At 36.2% G+C, this 20,054-nt stretch carries 16 protein-coding genes and 5 tRNA genes; 16 read left to right on the top strand and 5 right to left on the bottom strand.

All coding sequences use genetic code 11. The annotated features are described in order from the left end of the window. The first annotated feature begins 308 nt into the window (after window positions 1-308). Window positions 309-3,020, top strand: a complete 2,712-nt coding sequence (locus tag J2786_RS14125; protein WP_047426400.1) for a TonB-dependent receptor — start codon at window positions 309-311, stop codon at window positions 3,018-3,020. A gap of 50 nt (window positions 3,021-3,070) precedes the next feature. On the opposite strand, the gene J2786_RS14120 is transcribed toward J2786_RS14125, so the two are convergent. Next, on the bottom strand, window positions 3,071-3,568 hold the full coding sequence (locus J2786_RS14120; RefSeq protein WP_047426398.1) for a DinB family protein: 498 nt from the start codon (window positions 3,566-3,568) through the stop codon (window positions 3,071-3,073). Between the two features lie 180 nt (window positions 3,569-3,748). On the opposite strand from J2786_RS14120, the gene J2786_RS14115 reads away from it, so the two are divergent. The 8 genes from J2786_RS14115 to J2786_RS14080 all read left to right on the top strand — a co-directional run bounded on the left by J2786_RS14115 (window position 3,749) and on the right by J2786_RS14080 (window position 13,266). Beyond that, a complete protein-coding gene (locus tag J2786_RS14115; protein WP_047426395.1) occupies window positions 3,749-4,648 on the top strand; it encodes a GLPGLI family protein in 900 nt (299 codons plus the stop codon). Window positions 4,649-4,781: 133 nt separating this feature from the next. After that, a complete protein-coding gene (locus J2786_RS14110; RefSeq protein ID WP_047426393.1) occupies window positions 4,782-5,036 on the top strand; it encodes a FeoA family protein in 255 nt (84 codons plus the stop codon). Next, complete coding sequence (gene feoB, locus J2786_RS14105; RefSeq protein WP_047426391.1) at window positions 5,036-7,069, top strand: ferrous iron transport protein B; 2,034 nt, start codon at window positions 5,036-5,038, stop codon at window positions 7,067-7,069. Before J2786_RS14110 ends, feoB begins: the two co-directional genes overlap by 1 nt. 218 nt (window positions 7,070-7,287) lie before the next feature. Then, window positions 7,288-8,304, top strand: a complete 1,017-nt coding sequence (locus J2786_RS14100; RefSeq protein ID WP_047426389.1) for a DUF4421 family protein — start codon at window positions 7,288-7,290, stop codon at window positions 8,302-8,304. Window positions 8,305-8,371: 67 nt separating this feature from the next. Next, window positions 8,372-9,754, top strand: coding sequence for a phosphoglucosamine mutase (glmM, locus tag J2786_RS14095; protein WP_047426387.1), 1,383 nt, complete (start codon window positions 8,372-8,374; stop codon window positions 9,752-9,754). A gap of 45 nt (window positions 9,755-9,799) precedes the next feature. Continuing rightward, a complete protein-coding gene (locus tag J2786_RS14090) occupies window positions 9,800-10,378 on the top strand; it encodes a Crp/Fnr family transcriptional regulator (protein ID WP_047426385.1) in 579 nt (192 codons plus the stop codon). Between the two features lie 329 nt (window positions 10,379-10,707). Then, a complete protein-coding gene (locus J2786_RS14085) occupies window positions 10,708-11,676 on the top strand; it encodes a quinone oxidoreductase family protein (protein WP_047426383.1) in 969 nt (322 codons plus the stop codon). Between the two features lie 207 nt (window positions 11,677-11,883). Continuing rightward, entirely contained in the window at window positions 11,884-13,266 is a 1,383-nt protein-coding gene (locus J2786_RS14080; protein ID WP_047426381.1) for a tetratricopeptide repeat protein, read from the top strand. Window positions 13,267-13,311: 45 nt separating this feature from the next. Here the strand turns inward: J2786_RS14080 and J2786_RS14075 are convergent, their stop codons facing one another. From J2786_RS14075 to J2786_RS14060, 4 genes are read right to left on the bottom strand one after another with little or no spacing between them, the layout of a single operon-like run. Continuing rightward, complete coding sequence (locus tag J2786_RS14075) at window positions 13,312-14,178, bottom strand: hypothetical protein (protein ID WP_047426378.1); 867 nt, start codon at window positions 14,176-14,178, stop codon at window positions 13,312-13,314. A gap of 47 nt (window positions 14,179-14,225) precedes the next feature. Continuing rightward, on the bottom strand, window positions 14,226-15,104 hold the full coding sequence (locus J2786_RS14070) for a DMT family transporter (protein WP_047426376.1): 879 nt from the start codon (window positions 15,102-15,104) through the stop codon (window positions 14,226-14,228). Next, entirely contained in the window at window positions 15,091-15,744 is a 654-nt protein-coding gene (gene aat / locus J2786_RS14065) for a leucyl/phenylalanyl-tRNA--protein transferase (protein ID WP_047426373.1), read from the bottom strand. The genes J2786_RS14070 and aat overlap by 14 nt, the downstream gene beginning before the upstream one ends. Window positions 15,745-15,804: 60 nt before the next feature. Continuing rightward, entirely contained in the window at window positions 15,805-16,182 is a 378-nt protein-coding gene (locus tag J2786_RS14060; RefSeq protein ID WP_041461994.1) for a DUF3127 domain-containing protein, read from the bottom strand. A gap of 178 nt (window positions 16,183-16,360) precedes the next feature. Between J2786_RS14060 and J2786_RS14055 the strand changes: the two genes are divergently transcribed. From J2786_RS14055 to J2786_RS14025, 7 genes are all read left to right on the top strand, one after another. Beyond that, a tRNA-Leu gene (locus J2786_RS14055) sits at window positions 16,361-16,442 on the top strand. Between the two features lie 4 nt (window positions 16,443-16,446). Then, a tRNA-Gly gene (locus tag J2786_RS14050) sits at window positions 16,447-16,522 on the top strand. Between the two features lie 6 nt (window positions 16,523-16,528). Next, window positions 16,529-16,612, top strand: a tRNA-Leu gene (locus tag J2786_RS14045). Window positions 16,613-16,732: 120 nt separating this feature from the next. Continuing rightward, a tRNA-Leu gene (locus tag J2786_RS14040) sits at window positions 16,733-16,814 on the top strand. Window positions 16,815-16,889: 75 nt separating this feature from the next. After that, window positions 16,890-16,973 (top strand) — tRNA-Leu (locus tag J2786_RS14035). 192 nt (window positions 16,974-17,165) lie between these two features. After that, window positions 17,166-17,501 carry a hypothetical protein gene (locus tag J2786_RS14030; protein WP_052186717.1) on the top strand — a complete coding sequence of 112 codons (336 nt, stop codon included), beginning with the start codon at window positions 17,166-17,168 and terminating at the stop codon, window positions 17,499-17,501. Between the two features lie 147 nt (window positions 17,502-17,648). Continuing rightward, a complete protein-coding gene (locus tag J2786_RS14025; protein ID WP_052186715.1) occupies window positions 17,649-19,607 on the top strand; it encodes an adenylate/guanylate cyclase domain-containing protein in 1,959 nt (652 codons plus the stop codon). The last annotated feature ends 447 nt before the right edge of the window (window positions 19,608-20,054 follow it).

Here is a 20,054-nt window from a genome sequence, read left to right as displayed (position 1 = left end):
TCTTCATATACTATAAAAAGACAAAATCTATCCCGATAATGTTACATTAATCAAAAAATAAATCGCTTTCACCTTTTGCAAATTTTTATACCAAATAGGTTCTTATGATATAATAAATATTTGAAAACAAATGGGTAAATTGTTTATCATTTTGTTTAAGAAAAACTTCTTTTTTTAAAAGAATAAAAAATTTGAAAATTATAACTATGTTTGTAGTGATAGTGATTTAACCTTTGGTGATAAAATTCATCTTTATAAAAAGTGTAACAAAAAACCACAATGATTAACTAATTGAGCAAATAATAAGTATGAAAAAAAATATTCCTTTATTTCTGATGCTTTTCTTTACTGTGCTTACTTTCGCACAGAAAACGGTTTCAGGAAAAATTACTGATGATGACGGGGTTGCAATACCAAGTGCCAGTGTAACCATAGAGGAACCTGGGAAAGATGCTATTCTTGCTTATGCCATTACAAATTCCAAAGGTGAATATAAAGTAACTTTTACTTCTGCTGAATCCAATGTAGATCTAAAAGTGAAAGCCTTCAATCAGAAACCTCTTACAAAGCAAATCAATAACAGCGATCAGACACTGAACTTTAAAATGCAGTCTGAAGCCACAGAAATTAAAGAAGTACAGCTGAAAACGAAAATGATTACCGCAAGAGGCGATACCATTTCTTATGATCTTAAAGCATTCAACAGTAAGAACGACAGAACCCTTGCGGATGTAATGAAAAAGATTCCGGGAATTGAGGTCAACAAAGACGGAACGATTCTCTACCAAGGAAATGCCATCAATAAATTCTATGTAAACGGAAAAGACCTGATGGAAGGTGGGTATGGAACCATCAACAACTCCCTTCCAAAAGATGCCGTACAGAAAGTAGAGGTTCTTGAAAACCACCAGCCGGTAAAAATCCTTCAGGATAAAGTGCCTTCAGATCAGGCTGCCATCAATATCAAGCTTAAAAATTCTGTTACCATGACAGGTAGAGGAGAAGTAGGAACCGGTTTCGGAGATCCATGGCTTTGGAATGTAAAACTGACTCCCATGTTTTTCGGACAGAAAAGCCAATGGGTCGTCAATTATAAAACCAATAACATGGGCGAGCAGGTGGAAAATGAAGGAAATATTCTTGCTTTCGGAAGTTCATGGGAAGGGAGAAGAAGTAATATCTCTCAAAATAACTGGTTGAGTGTAGAAAATGCATCCGTGCCTGATCTTCCGGTAAAAAGGTATTTGATGAACAGCGTTCATTATTTGTCAGCCAATTATCTTACCAATATTGATAAAAAGAAAGAATGGGAGCTTAAAGCCAATGCAAACTATACTAATAATGCAGTTGAAAGAGAATCAAATAGTGTTACCAGAGATATTCAGCAAGGAACGCAATACACAACGAGATTCCTGAATAATTTCTATACAGATAAACTAAAAGGTGAATTGATTTTTACAAAAAATGCTAAAAAGGGATTCTTTAAAAATACAACTACATTTTCACAGTTTTGGAATGCAGACAGAGCTTTTGCTGAAAGAAATGATAAGCAAGGTTACAGAATTGGAAATGAGGCTTTAGAATCACCTACAACCTCTTTCCAGAACTCTTTAAGTACAATTATTCCCTGGAAAGAAAAAATGGTGAATTTCAAGTCCTATATCAGCTATCAGAATGATAAGCAGATTTTAGAAATTTCTCCAGCCGATTACTTACAATTCCCATATAAAGAAACTGGAAGTAATGATTTTACAACCATAAAATTTACGCCAGGCAGTACTGCTTTACAATATTTCAGAATTAAATCTTTAGATACATCACATTCTGCAAATATCAGTTTCTCTTCTAAGGGATGGACATTCACTCCACAGGTAGGATTTGATCTTTCTACAGATAAACTGACAACAAACTTTGATGGTAGTACAACGAATAATTCTCCGGACTTTACAAGTTTAAATTATGAAAATGATCTGAAATTCACTAGAATTAATCCAACGGCTTCTGTTGGAATTAATTATAAATCTGAGTCATGGAGTTTGTTTTCAAGTTTCCCTGTAAATTTTAATAATATCAAGGCTGAAGATGCATTTAGAAATGTTTCTAAATCATTAAGTAAAGTAACATTTACCCCTAATCTTTTTGCCCAATATTCATTTGCCTCATTCTTCAAAGCCAGTGTGAATGGAGGGATCAGTAATAATTTCGGAGACATTCAGACAGCGTATGCAGGATACATTCTTACGAATCCCGGAGGATTTAATGTAATGAATCCAAAAAACCCGATTCCTGAAACCAATACAAAAAATGCAGGGGTAAGATTGGAGTATAGAAATCCGCTCAATAATCTTTTCTTCAATGTAGGATATAGAATAAGCGACGCAAAAAATAACCTTATTGCTTCAAGTACTGTTAATGAATCAGGTTTCAGAGTAACAGAATACTTGGAAAGAGAAAATAAAAGAACCAGCAATACTTATTATGCGGAAATAGGAAAATATTTTCCTAAGTTTAAAACCAATGCTTCATTAAGTTATAACAATACTATTTCTAAGTCTCAATCCATTAGAAACACGGATGATATTGATAATAAAACCAACGGAAATACTTTGGGTGTCAAATTTAATAATACCTATTTCTCATGGATGAGTGTAGATTTTAATGCTTCTAAAACGTGGAATAAAACATCTAATATCTTCCTTACAGGAAATCAAGGAAAAACGGAAGGGTATAGCCATAACCTAAACGTTTTCTTTTATCCGTTAGAAAACCATACTCTAGGATTTTACTGGGATCAGATCAATTCAAAATCTGCAGACATAAAATATAATAATGGATTCTTTGATCTTTCCTATCAGTTTTCATGGACTAAAAAGAAAGTCGATTTTGAAGTGAAATGGATGAATATCGCAAACAAGAAGGTGTTTGAAAGAATAGATATTGATAATACAACTATCACTCAGACGACAATGCAGCTCCGCCCAAGCCAGGTCATGCTAAGTGTAAAATTCAACTTTAAATAAAACAAAAAACCAATCCATCCGGATTGGTTTTTTATTGAGATATACTGAAATTAAAAGCTTTGCTGGTCTGCTGAAGGCCCATAGCTTCCCGGCAAAGGAATATTATTGAGTCTGTAATACACTCCCAGTTGAGCCCTGTGATGGGTGATCTGGTTTAAAGCATGCCGGATTGCTCCGTACTTGCTCCAGCTTGCCAGTTCGTGCCCATCATTTTTAATAGTCCAGCTTGGGTTCAGATCGTCTTCTGTACTGTTTTCCAATGCTGTTTTTGCAGACTGATAATCGTCCTCCAGTTTTTTCATGAGATCATCTCTTGTAGAAAGAATGGTAGGTTTATAGTCTCCTTTGGCAAAATCCAGTTCAGAAGTTTTCAAAATAGTGTTCGGCCATTCAAAAACTTCTACAAGATGAGTGGCAAGAGGCATCATTTTCATACTTTTTTCATGCGGAGCATAATCGTTCTTTCCTTCAGGGAATAGTTCAATAAATTTTTTGGTGGTTTGGAACTCTCCCTCCAGTTCGGATTTTAATTGAGATAAGGTATCCATAATATTTTGTTTTTTAGAAACTTAAAGGTAAGCGTTTTAAAAATGAAACTGTTTTAAGAGAATCATAATTTTTAGTAATCGGTCATCCGGGACAGCTGAAAATTTTTATTACAAAATAAAATTTCAGAAAAAATGTAACAAAAGAAGTGAACTTATTACTAATTATATAAACTTGCTACAATGAAAAAGTTATTCTCCATATTTCTTATTGCTCTTTTTGCTTTTGCAGGAGCTCAGGAGTCAAAGGAAACAGCCAACCGTTTCTTTTATGAACTGAGTTTTAAGCCTAAGAAAGATTCGGCAAGAATCGATAAGATCATTACCATTCTTGATATTACCCCAAAGAAATCAATCTATCAGGATTATACTATGCCTGCTCAGGATTCTATCATTAAAGTACAGATAGAAGAAATGGAGAAAACCAAATCTTTTAAGGATATGACTAAGCTGATTAAGTGGCCGAAATTTTCTTATAAGATCATCAAGACTTATCCAGACATGAAAGTTCAGTATGTAGACAGAATCAGTAGAAATCTTTTTTCATACGATGACGAACCGAAACTGCAATGGAGCATTTTACCTGATAAAGAAAAGGTAGGTGCATATAATGCTCAGAAAGCAACTACTGAATTTGGAGGAAGAAAATGGACGGCATGGTTCAGTTCAGATATTCCTTTTCAGGATGGCCCTTATAAATTTAAAGGACTTCCCGGTCTGATTGTAAAAATTGAAGACGCTGATAAAAACTATTCTTGGCAGTTGAGCGGAAATAAAAAGATCGAAAACTATGAAGAATTATCATATGCAGATAAGATCAATGCTAAGATGGGAATGATGAGCAATACAGTAACACCTACATCCAAAGAAAAATTCCTGAAGTCTTATGAGGGGTACAAAGCAGATCCGTTTGCAGAATCAAGACCTTATATGACAGCAGAAAATATGAGCAGACCAATGCCGGGAACAGACGGAACAGTTGGAGATTTCATGAAAAGACTGGAAAAGCAGGTAAAAGATTTCTTCGGATCTAATGATAATCCCATAGAAAAAGAGCAGACTTCTGACAAGAAGAAAAAATAAGCATTCATATCAACTAAATTATATTTTGAATCAACCCAGATACAGCAATGTGTTTGGGTTGATTTCTTTTATCCCAAAACGTTATTTAGATTAAATTTAAATAGCGTATATTTGCAGGACTAAAAATTAGTCTTTGAAAGAGAAAGGATTACATAAATTAAGTGGATTTCCTAAAAATAAAATAGGAAAGATATTGGGGTATGATAATGACCATCTTAAAATGCCCAATAAAATTATTGAAATGGGGCTTCTTCCTGAAACCACTTTCAGAATTTTGTATCAGGCGCCATTCAACGGGCCTATGTATGTGGAGTTTGGAGCAGAAAAAAGCCGGATTGCTCTTCGTGAGGAAGAAGGAGATTATATCATTGTTGAAGAATTGAATTAATGCAGGAAAACAAGAAAAAACAGATACTTTTAGTCGGAAATCCTAATGTAGGAAAGTCAACAGTTTTTAATACACTTTGCAACAAAAAGCAGAAAACTGGAAACTATGCCGGCGTTACCGTAGCAAGTCATTCGGGAAACTATACCTATAAAGATCAGGATGTTGAGGTTATTGACCTTCCAGGTTCTTACAGCGTGTATCCCAGCTCGGAAGATGAGGCAATTTTTTCCAAATACCTTATTGACGAGCAGAAAAACTACGCAGGAGTTGTTTATATTCTTGAAGCATTAAGTTTAAAAAGAGGATTACTGTTGTTCCAGCAGATTCAGGACCTCGGAATCCCAATGATTCTGATTGTCAATCAGATTGACCAGGCAGAAAGAAGAGGGATCACTATAGATATTCAAAAATTTTCCCAAGCATTAGGCATTAAAATTATTCAGACCAATGCCAAAGAGCAAATCGGGATTGATGCCGTAAGAGAGGCTGTTTACAACAATGAATTTGTAAAAACAGATACCCTTTCTTTTGAAACCCCTAACGAGCACAGAGATTTTATTCAGAAACTGGCAGCACATAAAGGTTTCGATAATGAATATAAAGCATGGATGAGCCTTTCACTGGGAACAGATCTTGGAAGAATTGGCTCAGTAATGGAACAGCTTAATGAGGCTGATTCTAAAAGCCTGGTTCCGAAAAGATTGCAGGTTCAGGAAACCGTGAGGAGATATCAGAAGGTAGACAAAATACTGGCTGATGTAATTTTTAAAAAGGCTCAGTTCAAAGAATTATTAACGGAAAAACTGGACAAGGTTTTAGTTCATAAATTCTGGGGCTACGTAGTCTTTTTAGCGATCTTATTAATTATATTCCAAAGTGTTTTCTTCCTTGCAGAATATCCGATGAACTGGATCGAAGAAACCTTTTCCTGGTTGGCTGCATTCACCAGCGAACATCTTCCGGAAGGACCAATTAATTCCCTGATTTCAAACGGAATTGTTCCGGGAATAGGAGGAATTGTGGTTTTTGCACCACAGATCGGAATTCTGCTGTACTTCCTTTACTTACTGGAAGATTCAGGATATATGGCAAGAGTGGTATTTCTGATGGATAGATTGCTGCGTCCCTTCGGGCTTAACGGGAAAAGTATTGTTCCTTTGGTTTCAGGAACAGCTTGTGCAATTCCAGCAGTCATTTCTACAAGAAATATTGAGAATGTAAAAGAAAGACTCCTTACAATATTGGTAACACCATTTATGACATGTTCCGCGAGACTTCCAGTGTACAGTATCATTATCGGACTGATTATCTCAGAAGGAACATTTTTAGGAATCAAATACAAAGCATTGGTCTTGATGGGAATGTATCTCCTTGGATTCTTAGTAGCTTTGTTCTCCGCAGCAATCCTAAAAAGATTTATAAAAAGTAAAGGAAAAACGTATCTCGTAATGGATCTTCCAGCCTATAAAAAACCACTTTTCGGATATGACTTTAAAATGGTTTTAGGAAAAGTATGGGACTTCATTACCGGAGCCGGAAAAATAATTTTCATCGTAAGTATCATTATCTGGTTTTTAAGCTATTTCGGGCCTAGCCGGAAAACAAATGAATTTGTAGCTGCAGACGTTCACCTGGATCATTCTTACCTGGCTAAAATGGGTAAAGGAATAGAACCTGTAATTGCTCCGCTTGGCTACGACTGGAAAATGGGAGTGGGAATTCTTACCAGTTTTGTAGCGAGAGAGGTTTTTGTGGGAACGATGTCTACGCTTTACAGTCTGGAAGATGATGCCCCGGAAGTGAAAGTTATTGATAAAATGAGAAGAGACGTAAAACCGAACGGAGAAAAAGTCTTCAGTTTTGCAACCGGAATTTCGGTGCTCCTTTTCTATGCATTTGCAATGCAGTGTGTTTCTACACTTGCAGTAGTCTACAGAGAAACCAAAAGCTGGAAATGGACCGGTTTTCAGGTGGTCATGATGACAGGTTTGGCATATTTTGTGTCGATGATAGTATATCAGATTTTAAAGTAATGGACTCATCATTAATTATTCAGTACGTACTTATTATACTCATTGTAGCATTCGCCTGCTACTCTTTATTCAAAGTACTCAAAAAGAATTTCGCACCAAAGAAATTCAGCTCAAAAAGAACCCACTGTGATAAAGACTGTGGCTGTTCTTAATATAATGTTCATCGGATAATTGGAAAAAAAGCAGTACATTCATTTTTCTAATTAAAACTGTTCGATTTGAATTTCTTAAAAGCAGGATTATTAATTGTATTTTCTTTAATAACCACTCATGGAAAAGCACAATCCGATACCACGAATACCAAATCTTATGCAGATCAGGTAATGATCCGTGTGAATCTTGATACCAATATTGAACGCTATGTTTTTTCAATGGGAGAAGGCAAAAACGCATTCAATATGGACCTGTCCATCAACAATAAGACGAAAACTTCATTTTCAATTGATTATAGAATAATAAGTGCAACAGTATCATTTACACCCCAATTTTTACAGGGAAAAAATGATGACGAAATGAAAGGGAAAAGTTCCTATACCGATTTAAGTTTCAGATTTTTTCCGGGAAGATTTATTCAGAATGTTTATTATAAAAATGTAAAAGGCTTTTATGTGGAAAACATGAAAGACTTATCTCCGGAATGGCAGGAAGGAAGAGATCAATACTACCAGTTTCCGAATTTAAGAGTACAAACCTTTGGCGGATCTACATCCTATATTCTCAATAAAAACTTTTCGGCAAGAAGTATCTACACGCAGGGTGAATGGCAGTATAAAAGCAGCGGAAGCTGGGTTCCGTTTGTAGATTATGATCTTACCATTTTCAGAAATACGATTGATGGAGTAAAAAGCAAAGACACACAATACAATATAGGAGGAAACATTGGATATTTTTATAATTGGGTCATTGGAAAAAAAGTAAATATCTCGCCTTATCTGGCTGTGGGGATTGGGGGTAAATTCTCCAGCTACAGAGATCTTGATAATGAATCAACAAAACAAAATGCCCAATATGCTACCATAAGAATGCAGGGTGGCCTTCATGTGGGTTATAATACAGACCGGTTTCTATTCGGAGGCAAAATGAATTTTAAAAACTATGCCTACGATCAGAAAAACAACCAAACGGTAGAGAATAATAACCTGTATGGTTTGTTATATATAGGGTATCGTTTTGCACCACCGAAAGTTGTGAAAAATACCTATGATAAAGTCCAAAAAAAGATTCCTGTTCTGTAAGGTGAAGGGTCTTTTAAGTATCTTTGCGTTGGAAAATTTAGAAAAAACAAAATAAATTAAAAACATCATGTCATTAATAAAATCTATTTCCGGGATTCGCGGAACCATTGGTGGTAAAGTAAATGATAACTTAACACCGCTGGATGTTGTAAAATTCGCATCTGCATTCGGAACCTGGCTTCAGAATAATAAAAATAAAAAAGATCTTACTCTTATCATCGGAAGAGATGCCAGAATTTCTGGTCAGATGGTTTCTTCTTTGGTAACTGCTACATTGCAGGGATTAGGTATTAATGTAGTAGACCTGGGTCTTTCTACAACACCTACAGTAGAAGTAATGGTTCCTGAGCTCAATGCAGACGGAGGAATTATCCTTACTGCTTCTCATAACCCAAAACAATGGAATGCTCTTAAGTTATTAAACGAAAAAGGAGAATTCATCACCGGAGAAAACGGGGCAGAAGTACTGGCTTTGGCAGAAAGTGAAGACTTCAACTATGCAGAGGTGGACGATCTTGGAAAATATGAAACAAGAGATGATGCTTTCGATATCCATATTCAGCAGATCCTGGATTTACCCATGGTAGACGTGGAGGCAATCAAAGCAAAAAACTTTAAAGTAGTTCTTGATGCTGTAAACTCTACAGGAGGGATTGCTATTCCTATGCTTTTAGACAAATTAGGCTGTGAAACCATCAAATTATATTGTGAACCTACAGGGCACTTCCCACACAATCCTGAGCCTTTAAAAGAACATTTGGGAGATATCTGTGAGTTGGTGAAAAAAGAAAGTGCAGACTTAGGAGTAGTTGTAGATCCGGATGTAGACAGATTGGCTCTTATTGATGAAAAAGGAGAAATGTTCGGAGAAGAATACACCCTGGTAGCCGTTGCAGATTATCTTTTGAAAAATAAAAACGGAGCTGCAATTTCCAATCTTTCTTCAAGCCGTGCATTGAGGGATGTGGCAAAAACACATAATTCAGAATACTTTGCAAGCGCTGTAGGAGAAGTAAACGTTGTTACTTTGATGAAAGAAAAAAATGCTGTCATCGGAGGAGAAGGAAACGGAGGAATTATCTACCCTGAATTACACTACGGAAGAGACTCTTTAGTGGGCGTTGCATTATTCTTAACACATTTAGCTAAAGAAAACAAGACTGTTTCTGAATTAAGAGCAGGATATCCAAGTTACTTCATGGGGAAAAAGAAAATAGAGCTGACACCGGAGATTGATGTAGATGCTATTTTAAGTAAAATGGAGCAGGAATATCAGAATGAAGAAGTTTCTACAGTAGATGGTGTTAAAATAGACTTCGAAAACAACTGGGTTCACCTTAGAAAATCCAATACAGAGCCGATTATCAGAATTTATACTGAAGCCAAATCTCAGGAAGAAGCAGATCAGTTGGGAGATGATATCATTGCTAAAATTAAAAGTTTAATCTAAAATATATAAAGAACGGACAAGTGGTCCGTTCTTTTTTATATCAGCATGTTTGAACATATCAAAAACAGGTTTCCTTTCCCTAAAGAAAAGTGGAGAAAATTTCTGGGCGCTTTCCAACGTATGGAAATCCCTGCCAAAACTTTGCTTTTAAAAGAAGGGGAAATTTCCTGCAATGCCTACTATATTGAAAAAGGACTCGTCAGAGCCTGGTATAATAATGACGGAAAAGATGTTACCTTCCAGTTTTTTCTTGAAAACACCATGTTTTCTTCCCTTGAAAGCTTTAAAAAAGGTTTGCCAAGCATGGTTTCATTTGAGACCATAGAACCCTGCATCTTATACAAAATCAACAAGCCGGATGTGGACGCTTTTCTGGAAGAAGTCTACGAAAATCCTGAGCTCAGAAATCTCTTTATGGATGCTCTTTTTGAAAGGGTATTCGATTATATGAAACACTTCTTTTCATTTATTAAAGACACCCCACAGCAGCGATACCTGGATCTGGTCAAGCAAAAACCAGAGATCATCAAAAGAGTTCCCCAGCATTATATCGCTTCCTATCTGGGAATTACAACGGTACATCTCAGCAGAATCAAGAGCAAAATATTGAAAGAAGGACTTTAAGAGGATGGAAGATGGAAGTTTAAAAAGAAACTGCATAAATTCTGACTCATATTAAACGCAACGTTCGCAAAGAATAACATGTATTGTTGAAAATGTTCGCAAAGGCATTCCACTCAGCGATGTTGTTTGCTAAACGAAGTGCCCTTGCGAACAAATAATAATCACAATATCATGTTTCCTAGCGATCGCTGCGTTTGTTAACTCTGTTACCGGCTTTATAAACTCCCAGCTTTCTTCTTCTAATCTCCCTTCCCAAAATCCAAAACTCATAACAAATGTTATCGCTCCACAGCATTCATCCCTCCTAATTTTGTATAAAAATTAAAAGAATGAAAGCAGCAGTAGTATTTGAAAAAGGAAGTATCCCCCAATATGCAGATTTCCCAGAGCCTGAAGTACAGGAAAATGAAGTTTTGATTTCAGTAAAAGCAGCATCAATTAAAAATCTTGATAGGGCCAGAGCAGGCGGAAATCACTATTCAACAGAAAATAAGGAACACCAGCCAACAGTGATCGGAACAGATGGAGCGGGATATCTTGAAAATGGAGATAAAGTGTATTTTTTCAGCAAAAAAGGAACTGTATCCGAAAAAGCCGCCGCAGATAAAAAGATGATCATTCCGATTCCTGAAGAACTGGATTTTTCTATAGCAGCAGCATTACCCAATGCAGTAATGGGATCTGCAATGGCATTAAAATTCAAGGCTGGATTACAGCCAGGAAACACAGTCCTGATTAACGGAGCAACAGGAATTACAGGAAAGATTGCCGTTCAGATGGCCAGGTTATATGGAGCAGGCAAAGTGATTGTTACCGGTAGAAATGAAGAATCTCTGCAGTCTTTGCTTGAGTTGGGCGCTGATGTGGCAATTTCACTTAAGCTGGACGATCATGATTTTAAGCAAAGAATAAAAGAAAATTATCTGGAAACTCCGGTAGATATCATCATAGATTATATCTGGGGGCATTCTGTAGAAATGATATTATCCGCTCTTAAAGGAGACGGAACCTTTTCTCATAAAACAAAACTGGTAACGATAGGAGGAATGAGCGGTGATATCATTCAGCTGTCTTCGCAGATTCTCAGAGGAACTGATATTCAGATTTCAGGATCCGGACTGGGAAGCTGGACGAAAGAAGAGTCAGGGCTTCTGTTTTCAGAAATTATCCCAGAAATGTTTCAGGCAGCCGTAGCAGGAAAAATTAAAATGGAAACCCGGGACATTGATATAAAAGATATCGAAGCGGTATGGAATGCTGAGGTACAAAGCGGAAAACGCCTTGTTGTAAGAATTTAACCCCAATTTCCGTTTTTTTATCCACAATCCTTTTATTGGTTTTCTTTTTTTACTATTTTTATAATAGAAATTTATGAAATGGAATATTCAAAAAAAAGTTGCAACTTTGCATAAATATTTGAATATCAGTTTCAGATATATTATTAATTAAACGTTTGCCGAGGTTTGTAAGCAAATTCAAGCGTTGGGCCGACAAAGAGGACACTATTGGAAGAGTATTTTGGAAATGAACTTGTAAAAAAGTTCGAGGAAATGATGGAAAACAATGACGAATTCTACTTCGATACCGAAGAGTTAGAAGACATTATTGTTTATTATTTGGAGCTTGGTGATTTTAATTACGCTGACATGGCTGTTAATTATGGACTAAAGCTTCACCCTAATTCGTTGGATATTAAGATCAAAAGACTTGAGATCCTTCTGGAGTGGGAAGAGTATAATGCTGCGAAAGAACTTATTGACGAACTGAAAGGTGCTTCTATGGAGAATACAGACTTTTTGGTTTGTTACGCCAAGTATTATTCGAACTTAGGAAATCCTAGAAAATCCATTGAAATCTGCAAGAAAGCTTTAACATTAGAGGAAGAAGAAAACTTTCTCCACAACTTTATTGCGGATGAATATGTGAATCTCGGAGATCCTTTTAACGCTCTTAAACATTACAGAAAAGCACTGAAGGAAGATCCTACGGATGAATATTCGCTGGAAAACTGTATGGTGTGTTTCAGTGACCTTAATAAGAGTGAGGAGGCTATTGCCTTTCTTAATGAATATTTAGATGAATTCCCTTATTCTGAAACCGCCTGGTTTGAGTATGGACAATTCTACTTCAACAGAAAAAATTATGATGAAGCCATAAGAGGTTATGACTATTTACTGGCAATCAACTCCAACTCTGTGGGAGTATATGCCAATAAAGCAGCCTGTTATGAAGCTTTGGGACAATACCAGAAGGCAATCGAAACATATGAAGAAATGCTGGAGCTGGAATACACAAAAGCATTTACTTTTTATAAGATCGGATTATGCAATAAAGCCCTGAAACAGCCTATCTTAGCTTTAAATGCATTTCAGAAATCATTAAGAGAAGACCCTCAGTTTTATCTTGCAATGATGGAACAGTCTTATCTTTATGAAGAAATGGGCGGAATGTCTGAAGCATTGCATTATGCCAAAGAAGCTACCCAGCTGAATGAAAACAATCTCGACTATCAGAAAAGACTGGCATTTTTATTCATCGATTCAGGGAAGTTTGAAGAAAGTCTTTCATGTCTTAAAAAACTGGTGGATGCAGAGCCTTCAAGGTTCTATAACTGGTATGCCTATTCTGAAGTTTTGATGTTGGTAGGAGAGTATGAAGATGCGGTGACAGTATTGAACAGAGCCATAAAGAAACATTACAGAGCAGAGTTGTTTTATCAGCTGAGTAATTGCTTCTACAATCTGAAAGACCAGGATAAAGGAATGGAATCTCTTCAGAAAGCACTGGAACTTGATCCTTCTTTAGCCAAGGATATGCAGAAAAAATATCCTTTCATTAAAGACGAAGTGAAAAAGGTAAAAGCCAGCAAAGTGAAGAAAAAGAACTAGAATAATCTAAAATAAGAGAAAAACCTGCAGAAATGCAGGTTTTTTTTATTGATAATTGTATTCGTAGAAAAATTTATCCGGAGCGCTGGTGTTTGCATTTCCATTCATATCAAGAGACTGTCTGCTTTCTTCAGATGGATACCCTGCAGTATTAAACGTTGTGGTATACTTATGAGACGTCGTACCTGTAGCTGTTCCTCCTCCGGCTGTGGTATTGGTAAACTCTCCTTTATAAGTACTTAAACTGTTCTCAATATTTGAAAACAATAGGCTTATCCCATCGCTGCTTTCATTTCCGTTGAATATAATTTTATCAAAACCTTTTACATTTTTAAAAGGATAGTTTTTATCAGTATAGGTATAAGTCTCTTTTTCAGTATAGTTAATGGTATTTCCATTTACTGTTCCGGTTCCTGAGCCAATACTGCTTACCATGTTCCCGTTGCTGTAAGTAAATACACTGTTAATGGTCGAAGACCCGGCAGTTCCTGAATTCGTCTGTTTTTTTACGCTAATTTCCGTATTACTTGTATACATATAGTTAAATGAAACAGTGTTCTGTATGACTCCAGCAGTAGAATATTCCTTAATTACCGCTGTGGACATACGCCCGTTGGAATATCCATATTCAACTGCGCTTTCAAGAATATTATTTTCGTAATTCTTAATCCCCGAAACATAATCATCTGTATAAGAGAACTCTACTCTCTGTCCGTGATTAATGTTGTTGATCATACTGATGATTTTAGTTCCGTTGTAATTGATTTTCATTACAATACCATCCATAGTCATCTTCGTAGGAAGAATTACACTTTGATTTGAAGGATCGCTGTTGTCGAAAGGAGTATCGTCAGAGTTGTAACAGGAAAGTAAAGATAAGGCTACAGACCCCAAAAGTAGAAGTTTTTTCATAGTTATAAGTTAAATCACTCAAATATAATTTAATTTATAATACGATTTTATTTTTTTGGACTGGTCCTTAAAAATATAAGTCCGGCAATAATAACTCCGGCTCCTATAAATTGTAAATAGGTCAGTTTCTCACCATCAATAATTCCCCAGATAATAGCAACAATAGGCATCACTAAAGTAACTGTAGAAGCAAACAGGGGAGAGGAAACTTTAAGTAAACGGTAATTCATCATCATCGCCAGGCCTGTTCCGAAAACAGATAGCAGACTGACAAACATAAGCCCCGTCAGGTTATCCTTCGAAAAACTGAATTCTGAAAAGAATCCTGTACCTGTGAGTGCAATAATGGATGGCATTAACAAAACAAAAGAAAACACAAAAGCAGATAAAACCGTAGAAGATACTTCCATTAGCTTTGATTTTACGGTTGTGGTGCTTAGGGCATAGCATAAAGTTGCCAGCAGTAACAGAAGGATCGGGATCATTTTCAAATCTCCGCTGTCACCACCTCCAAATGCCAGAATACAGACTCCGGTAAAGCTTATAAGGGTTCCTATGATCTGTTTTTTCGTTGTTTCAAACTTCCAGACCAAGGCACCTACAATAATCACGAAAATAGGCATCATAGAGTTGATAATCCCTGCAATACTGCTGCTTATTTCAGTTTCAGCAATCGGAAACAGAAACATAGGAATGAAATTTCCGGTAAAAGCAGCCAGAATTAACCATTTTAAATGTTTTTTAGGGAAAAGTGTATAATTGGAAATAGCAACCGGAAGAAGGATAATTCCGGCAATAAGAACTCTTAAAGACCCAACCTGAAACGGATTGAAATGCTCCAGTGATTTTTTGATTAAAATAAAGGATGATCCCCAGATAATACTCAGGACAACCAGAAGAACCCATTTTTCTTTATCTGCGTTCATTATTTTCGTGTAAGATTTTTAGAAATTCTTTTTTGGGGATCATTTTTGCCCCCAAACTCACCAAATGTTCAGTATGTGATTGGCAGTCAATTAATTCAAGATGGTCTTTGTTGCTTTCTACAAAGTTGATAAATCCTGCTTTTGAAGCATTGCTTACCTTAGCAAACATACTTTCTCCGCAGAATACATTTCCAATCTGCAGCCCGTAAAAACCGCCTACAAGTTCTTCATCCTGCCATACTTCAATGCTTTTAGCCAAACCATATTGATGAAGCTGGATAAAAGACTCCATCAGTTCATCAGAAAGCCACGTACCAAGCTGTCCTTTTCGGGTAGCCTGCTGGCAATTCCTGATCACCTCTCTGAAGTTCTTATTTTCAGAGAAAGTAAAAACATTTCTGTTGAGTATCTTCCTCATGGATTTTGAAACTTTTAGTTCTTCAGGAATAAGAACAAACCTTGGATCAGGACACCACCAAAGGATTTCCTCTCCGGGATTGTACCATGGAAAAATGCCTAGCTGATAAGCAAACCAAATACGTTCTACGGACAGGTCACCCCCAAAAGCAACCACTCCCTCATGGCCATCATACAGCTCGGGGTCGGGAAATGAAATCTCGTTTTCGTCTAATCTGACCATTTTTTAGAAAAAAAATCCCACTTCAAAAAGCAGGATTTATATTTGATCTTTATTCTCTAATTAAAAAGGTAAATCATCATCGTCATCTCCAGCAAACGGATTCTCATTCGAAACCGGAGATGCAGATTGCTGAGGCATAGCCTGTGTAGGTTCTGAAGCATTATCAAAAACTTTCTCTACTCTCCACCCGGTAATAGAGTTGAAGTATTTAGTTTCACCCTGAGGAGAAACCCATTCTCTACCTCTGATGTTGATTCCTACCTTTACGTTTTCTCCTTCTTTAAGGTTATCTAATAAACTGATTTTATCAGACAAAAATTCTATGTTTATCGGCTGTGGATACTGTTCCTGGGTCAAAATAACCATTTCTCTTTTTTGAAACCCGCTCGCAAATGTTTGAGCATCAAAAAGTTTCTTTACCGTTCCTTGTAATTCCATATCGTAAATATTAACGATGTAAAAGTATGAAAATGAAATGTAATAAAAGAAGGCATGAAAAAAAAATATGGAAATTTTATTTTTTTTTCCTGAAAAGTTTGGTGGTAAAGGAAATTGTCCTATATTTGCACTCACAAAAACGAAGCAAGCTCTTTAAAACTTACAATATAAAAAACCAGCGGATGTGGTGTAATTGGTAGCCACGCCAGACTTAGGATCTGGTGCCGTGAGGCGTGGGGGTTCGAGTCCCTTCATCCGCACTATGCGAAAATAGCTCAGCTGGTAGAGCACAACCTTGCCAAGGTTGGGGTCGCGGGTTCGAATCCCGTTTTTCGCTCCACACCATGCCCTGGTGGTGGAACTGGTAGACACGCAGGACTTAAAATCCTGTGTCCGCAAGGACGTACGGGTTCAAGTCCCGTCTGGGGTACAAGACCCTCTGTAATATCTTACGGAGGGTTTTTTGTTTTAATAGAGAGTGTTCTTTAAATAAAAATCTTATATTTGTAAGAAATCAGGTTGAATCTGAGTATTCAGATCAGCAAAACCAGCGGATGTGGTGTAATTGGTAGCCACGCCAGACTTAGGATCTGGTGCCGTGAGGCGTGGGGGTTCGAGTCCCTTCATCCGCACTATTCTAAATTCTTTTTAGAATCATTAAGAAGGTTGGAACCCCTGGTTCGAATCTTTTTTTTTGCCCACACCATGCCCTGGTGGTGGAACTGGTAGACACGCAGGACTTAAAATCCTGTGTCCGCAAGGACGTACGGGTTCAAGTCCCGTCTGGGGTACAAAAGCTCTCTGTAATGTATTACGGAGGGCTTTTTTATTTCCGTTAAATTTCTATTTCAACATTTTCAAAAAATATTTTCTCATATTCTCTTTTTTTTTGTCGGCATTTTTGTCAGTTCTGTCAATTGAAAACAAAATAAATTTACCATGCCATATTAGAACAGATACCGTTTAACAATAAAAAAAAAATTATGAATTTAACCAAAGACGAGGAAATTTTACAGTCTGTTGTAAAAAAAGCATGGAAAGATCCTGTTTTTAAAAACAGTTTAATCCAGAATCCGGTAGCTACTATGGAGAATTTTTTGGGAAGTCCTATTAATTTGCCTGCAGGAAAGAATCTTGCATTTGTGGATCAAACAGACTCTTCTACCATTTTTGTAAATATTCCGGCAGAGCTGGATATGGACGATATGGAATTAGATGAGGAACAGTTGGATATCATATCCGGTGGAGCAAATGAGGGAGACCCGCCTATCTACATTAAACCAGTCAATTCTGATGGCAGCATTTTTGGTGGAGGGTAGATTGTAAAAGTTCTGTAAATCGTGTATAATTCCTGTTCTCAAGAATTATATACGATTTTTTTTTAAATGGATCAGAAAGCGTTGTCTGAGATTCATTTGATATACGCTATTCTAAATTTATACCCAATATTATAAACCCTTTTCGTTATGATAAATTATAAATACATATTGTTTTTTTGTTTTTTATTTATCGGAAATCACCCCAGGGCTTTTTCTCAGACCCATATAAAAAAAGAGAATCAATCTACAATTAGTAAAAACAAAGCAGACAGTCTTTTAAATATTGGTATAAAGAAACAGGAATCGGGCAATTTTGCGGAATCTGTTATATACTTTAATAAAAGCCTTGAGAGTTATTACGAAAATAAAGATTTTAAAAAAGCAGGAGATTGTTACAGTTATCTGGCGATTTCCTACTCTCTTCAGGGAAATTATGTTCAGTCTCTTTCTTATTTTGAAAAAAGCATTGCTGAATATAAAAAATCCGGATATAAATTAGGAATATCTTCGGTAACCAATAACATGGGCGGAACTTATTATTACTTAGGTAAACTGCCTCAGGCTCTTAGCTGCTATCAGAAAGTACTGGAAATACAGAGGGAAATTAAAGATCCCAAGACAATAGCCATCACCACACAAAATATCGGGGGTATTTATTCTAAGCTTGAAGATTATACGAGCGCTTTGAAATACTATAAAAGAGCATATGATGTATATAAAAAAGTGAATGATGTAAAGGCTATTGCTCAGAACTTAAATTCGACCGGATCTATTCAGGTCAGGATGAAAGATTTTGATCTCGCATATAAAAATCTAAGCAAAGCCCTGAGCATTGCGAACGAACAAAATGATAAACAGATCAAAATAGAAGTTCTGAATAATCTTGGCACTTTATTTTATAAAAAGCTGGACTATTCTAATGCTCTGGCCTATTTCAACAATACATTGCAGTTGGCAAAAGAGATGAACAGTCAGCAATATATAGGAGATTCTCAAATTGCCATCGGTAATATTTATATAGAACAGGGAAAAAATAATGAAGCGGTAAAATTGTGTAATAAGGGATTTGCAATTGCACAAAAAATTGGATCTCTTAGCTTAAAAAAAGATGCGTGTGACTGTCTGTATCAATCTTATAAAAAACTGAACGATGATAAGAAGGCTCTTAACTATTATGAAAAATCAAATATTTTTGAAGATAGTTTAAATTCTAAGGAAACTTCCAACCGAATGATGAATATGGAGTTTCAGAAACAGCAGTTAACGGATAGTATTGCCTATGTAAAGAGAGAACATACCATTCAGATAAAACATAAAGAAGAGGTACAGGAGCAGGAAAAACAAAGGAATATTGTAATCGTCTCTTTGTGCTTTATCCTTGTTGTGGCCGGAGGTTTATGGAGCAGACTTAATTTTGTAAGAAAATCCAGGGAAGCACTAAGGGTAGAGAAAGATCGTTCAGAAGAGCTTCTGCTGAATATTCTTCCGGAAGAAATTGCTGAAGAGCTCAAGCAAAAGGGAAGTGTAAATGCCAGAGATTTTAATTTGGTATCCATTCTGTTTACAGATTTTAAATCCTTTACACAAACTGCAGAAAGAATGTCTCCTCAGAGTCTGGTAGAAGAAATTAATGTGTGCTTCAAAGCCTTTGATCTTATTTCTGAAAAATATCAAATTGAAAAAATAAAAACGATAGGGGATTCCTATATGGCTGCGGGAGGAATTCCGAAACCCGATCAGAATTCATTAAAGAATATTGTTTTAGCCGGGCTTGAAATGCAGGGGTTTATGGCAGAGCGAAAAAATGTAAATGTACAAACCAATAAGCCTGCTTTTGAAATGCGATTGGGAATTCATGCAGGACCTATTGTCGCAGGAATTGTCGGCGTGAAAAAGTTTCAATACGATGTGTGGGGAGATACTGTAAATACAGCAAGCAGAATAGAAAGTAATGGGATGGTGGGAAAAGTAAATATAAGTGAATCCCTTTATCATCTTATTAAAAATGAAGACTGCTTCGTTTTTGAATACCGTGGAAATATCCAGGCAAAGGGAAAGGGAGAGCTTAAGATGTACTTTGTAGAAGCCAATTCAGAAAGAATGTAGCAAACATTAATTATTGACAGTTTTGAAGCAAAAGCTGGCCAAATTATAGAAAAAATACTTTCTACTTTTACCTTATTGAAAATGAAAGTTATCAGGAGCAGATGCTGAAAAATGATAACTGAAGGAAAAGAAATAAAGCTGACAGTTTTAAAGCAAAACTTGGCCAATTTATAGAAAAAATACTTTCTACTTTTACCTTATTAAAATGAAAGTTATCAGGAGCAGATGCTGAAAAATGATAACTGAGGGAAAAGAAATAAAGCTGACAGTTTTAAAGCAAAACTTGGCCAATTTATAGAAAAAATACTTTCTACTTTTACCTTATTGAAAATGAAAGTTATCAGGAGCAGACGCTGAAAAATGATAACTGAGGGAAAAGAAATAAAGCTGACAGTTTTAAAGCAAAACTTGGCCAATTTATAGAAAAAATACTTTCTACTTTTACCT

It is taken from the genome of Chryseobacterium vietnamense (assembly GCF_031454475.1).
In the GTDB taxonomy this organism is placed as follows: Bacteria; Bacteroidota; Bacteroidia; order Flavobacteriales; family Weeksellaceae; genus Chryseobacterium; species Chryseobacterium vietnamense.
This window is presented reverse-complemented; position numbering and strand designations above follow the sequence as displayed.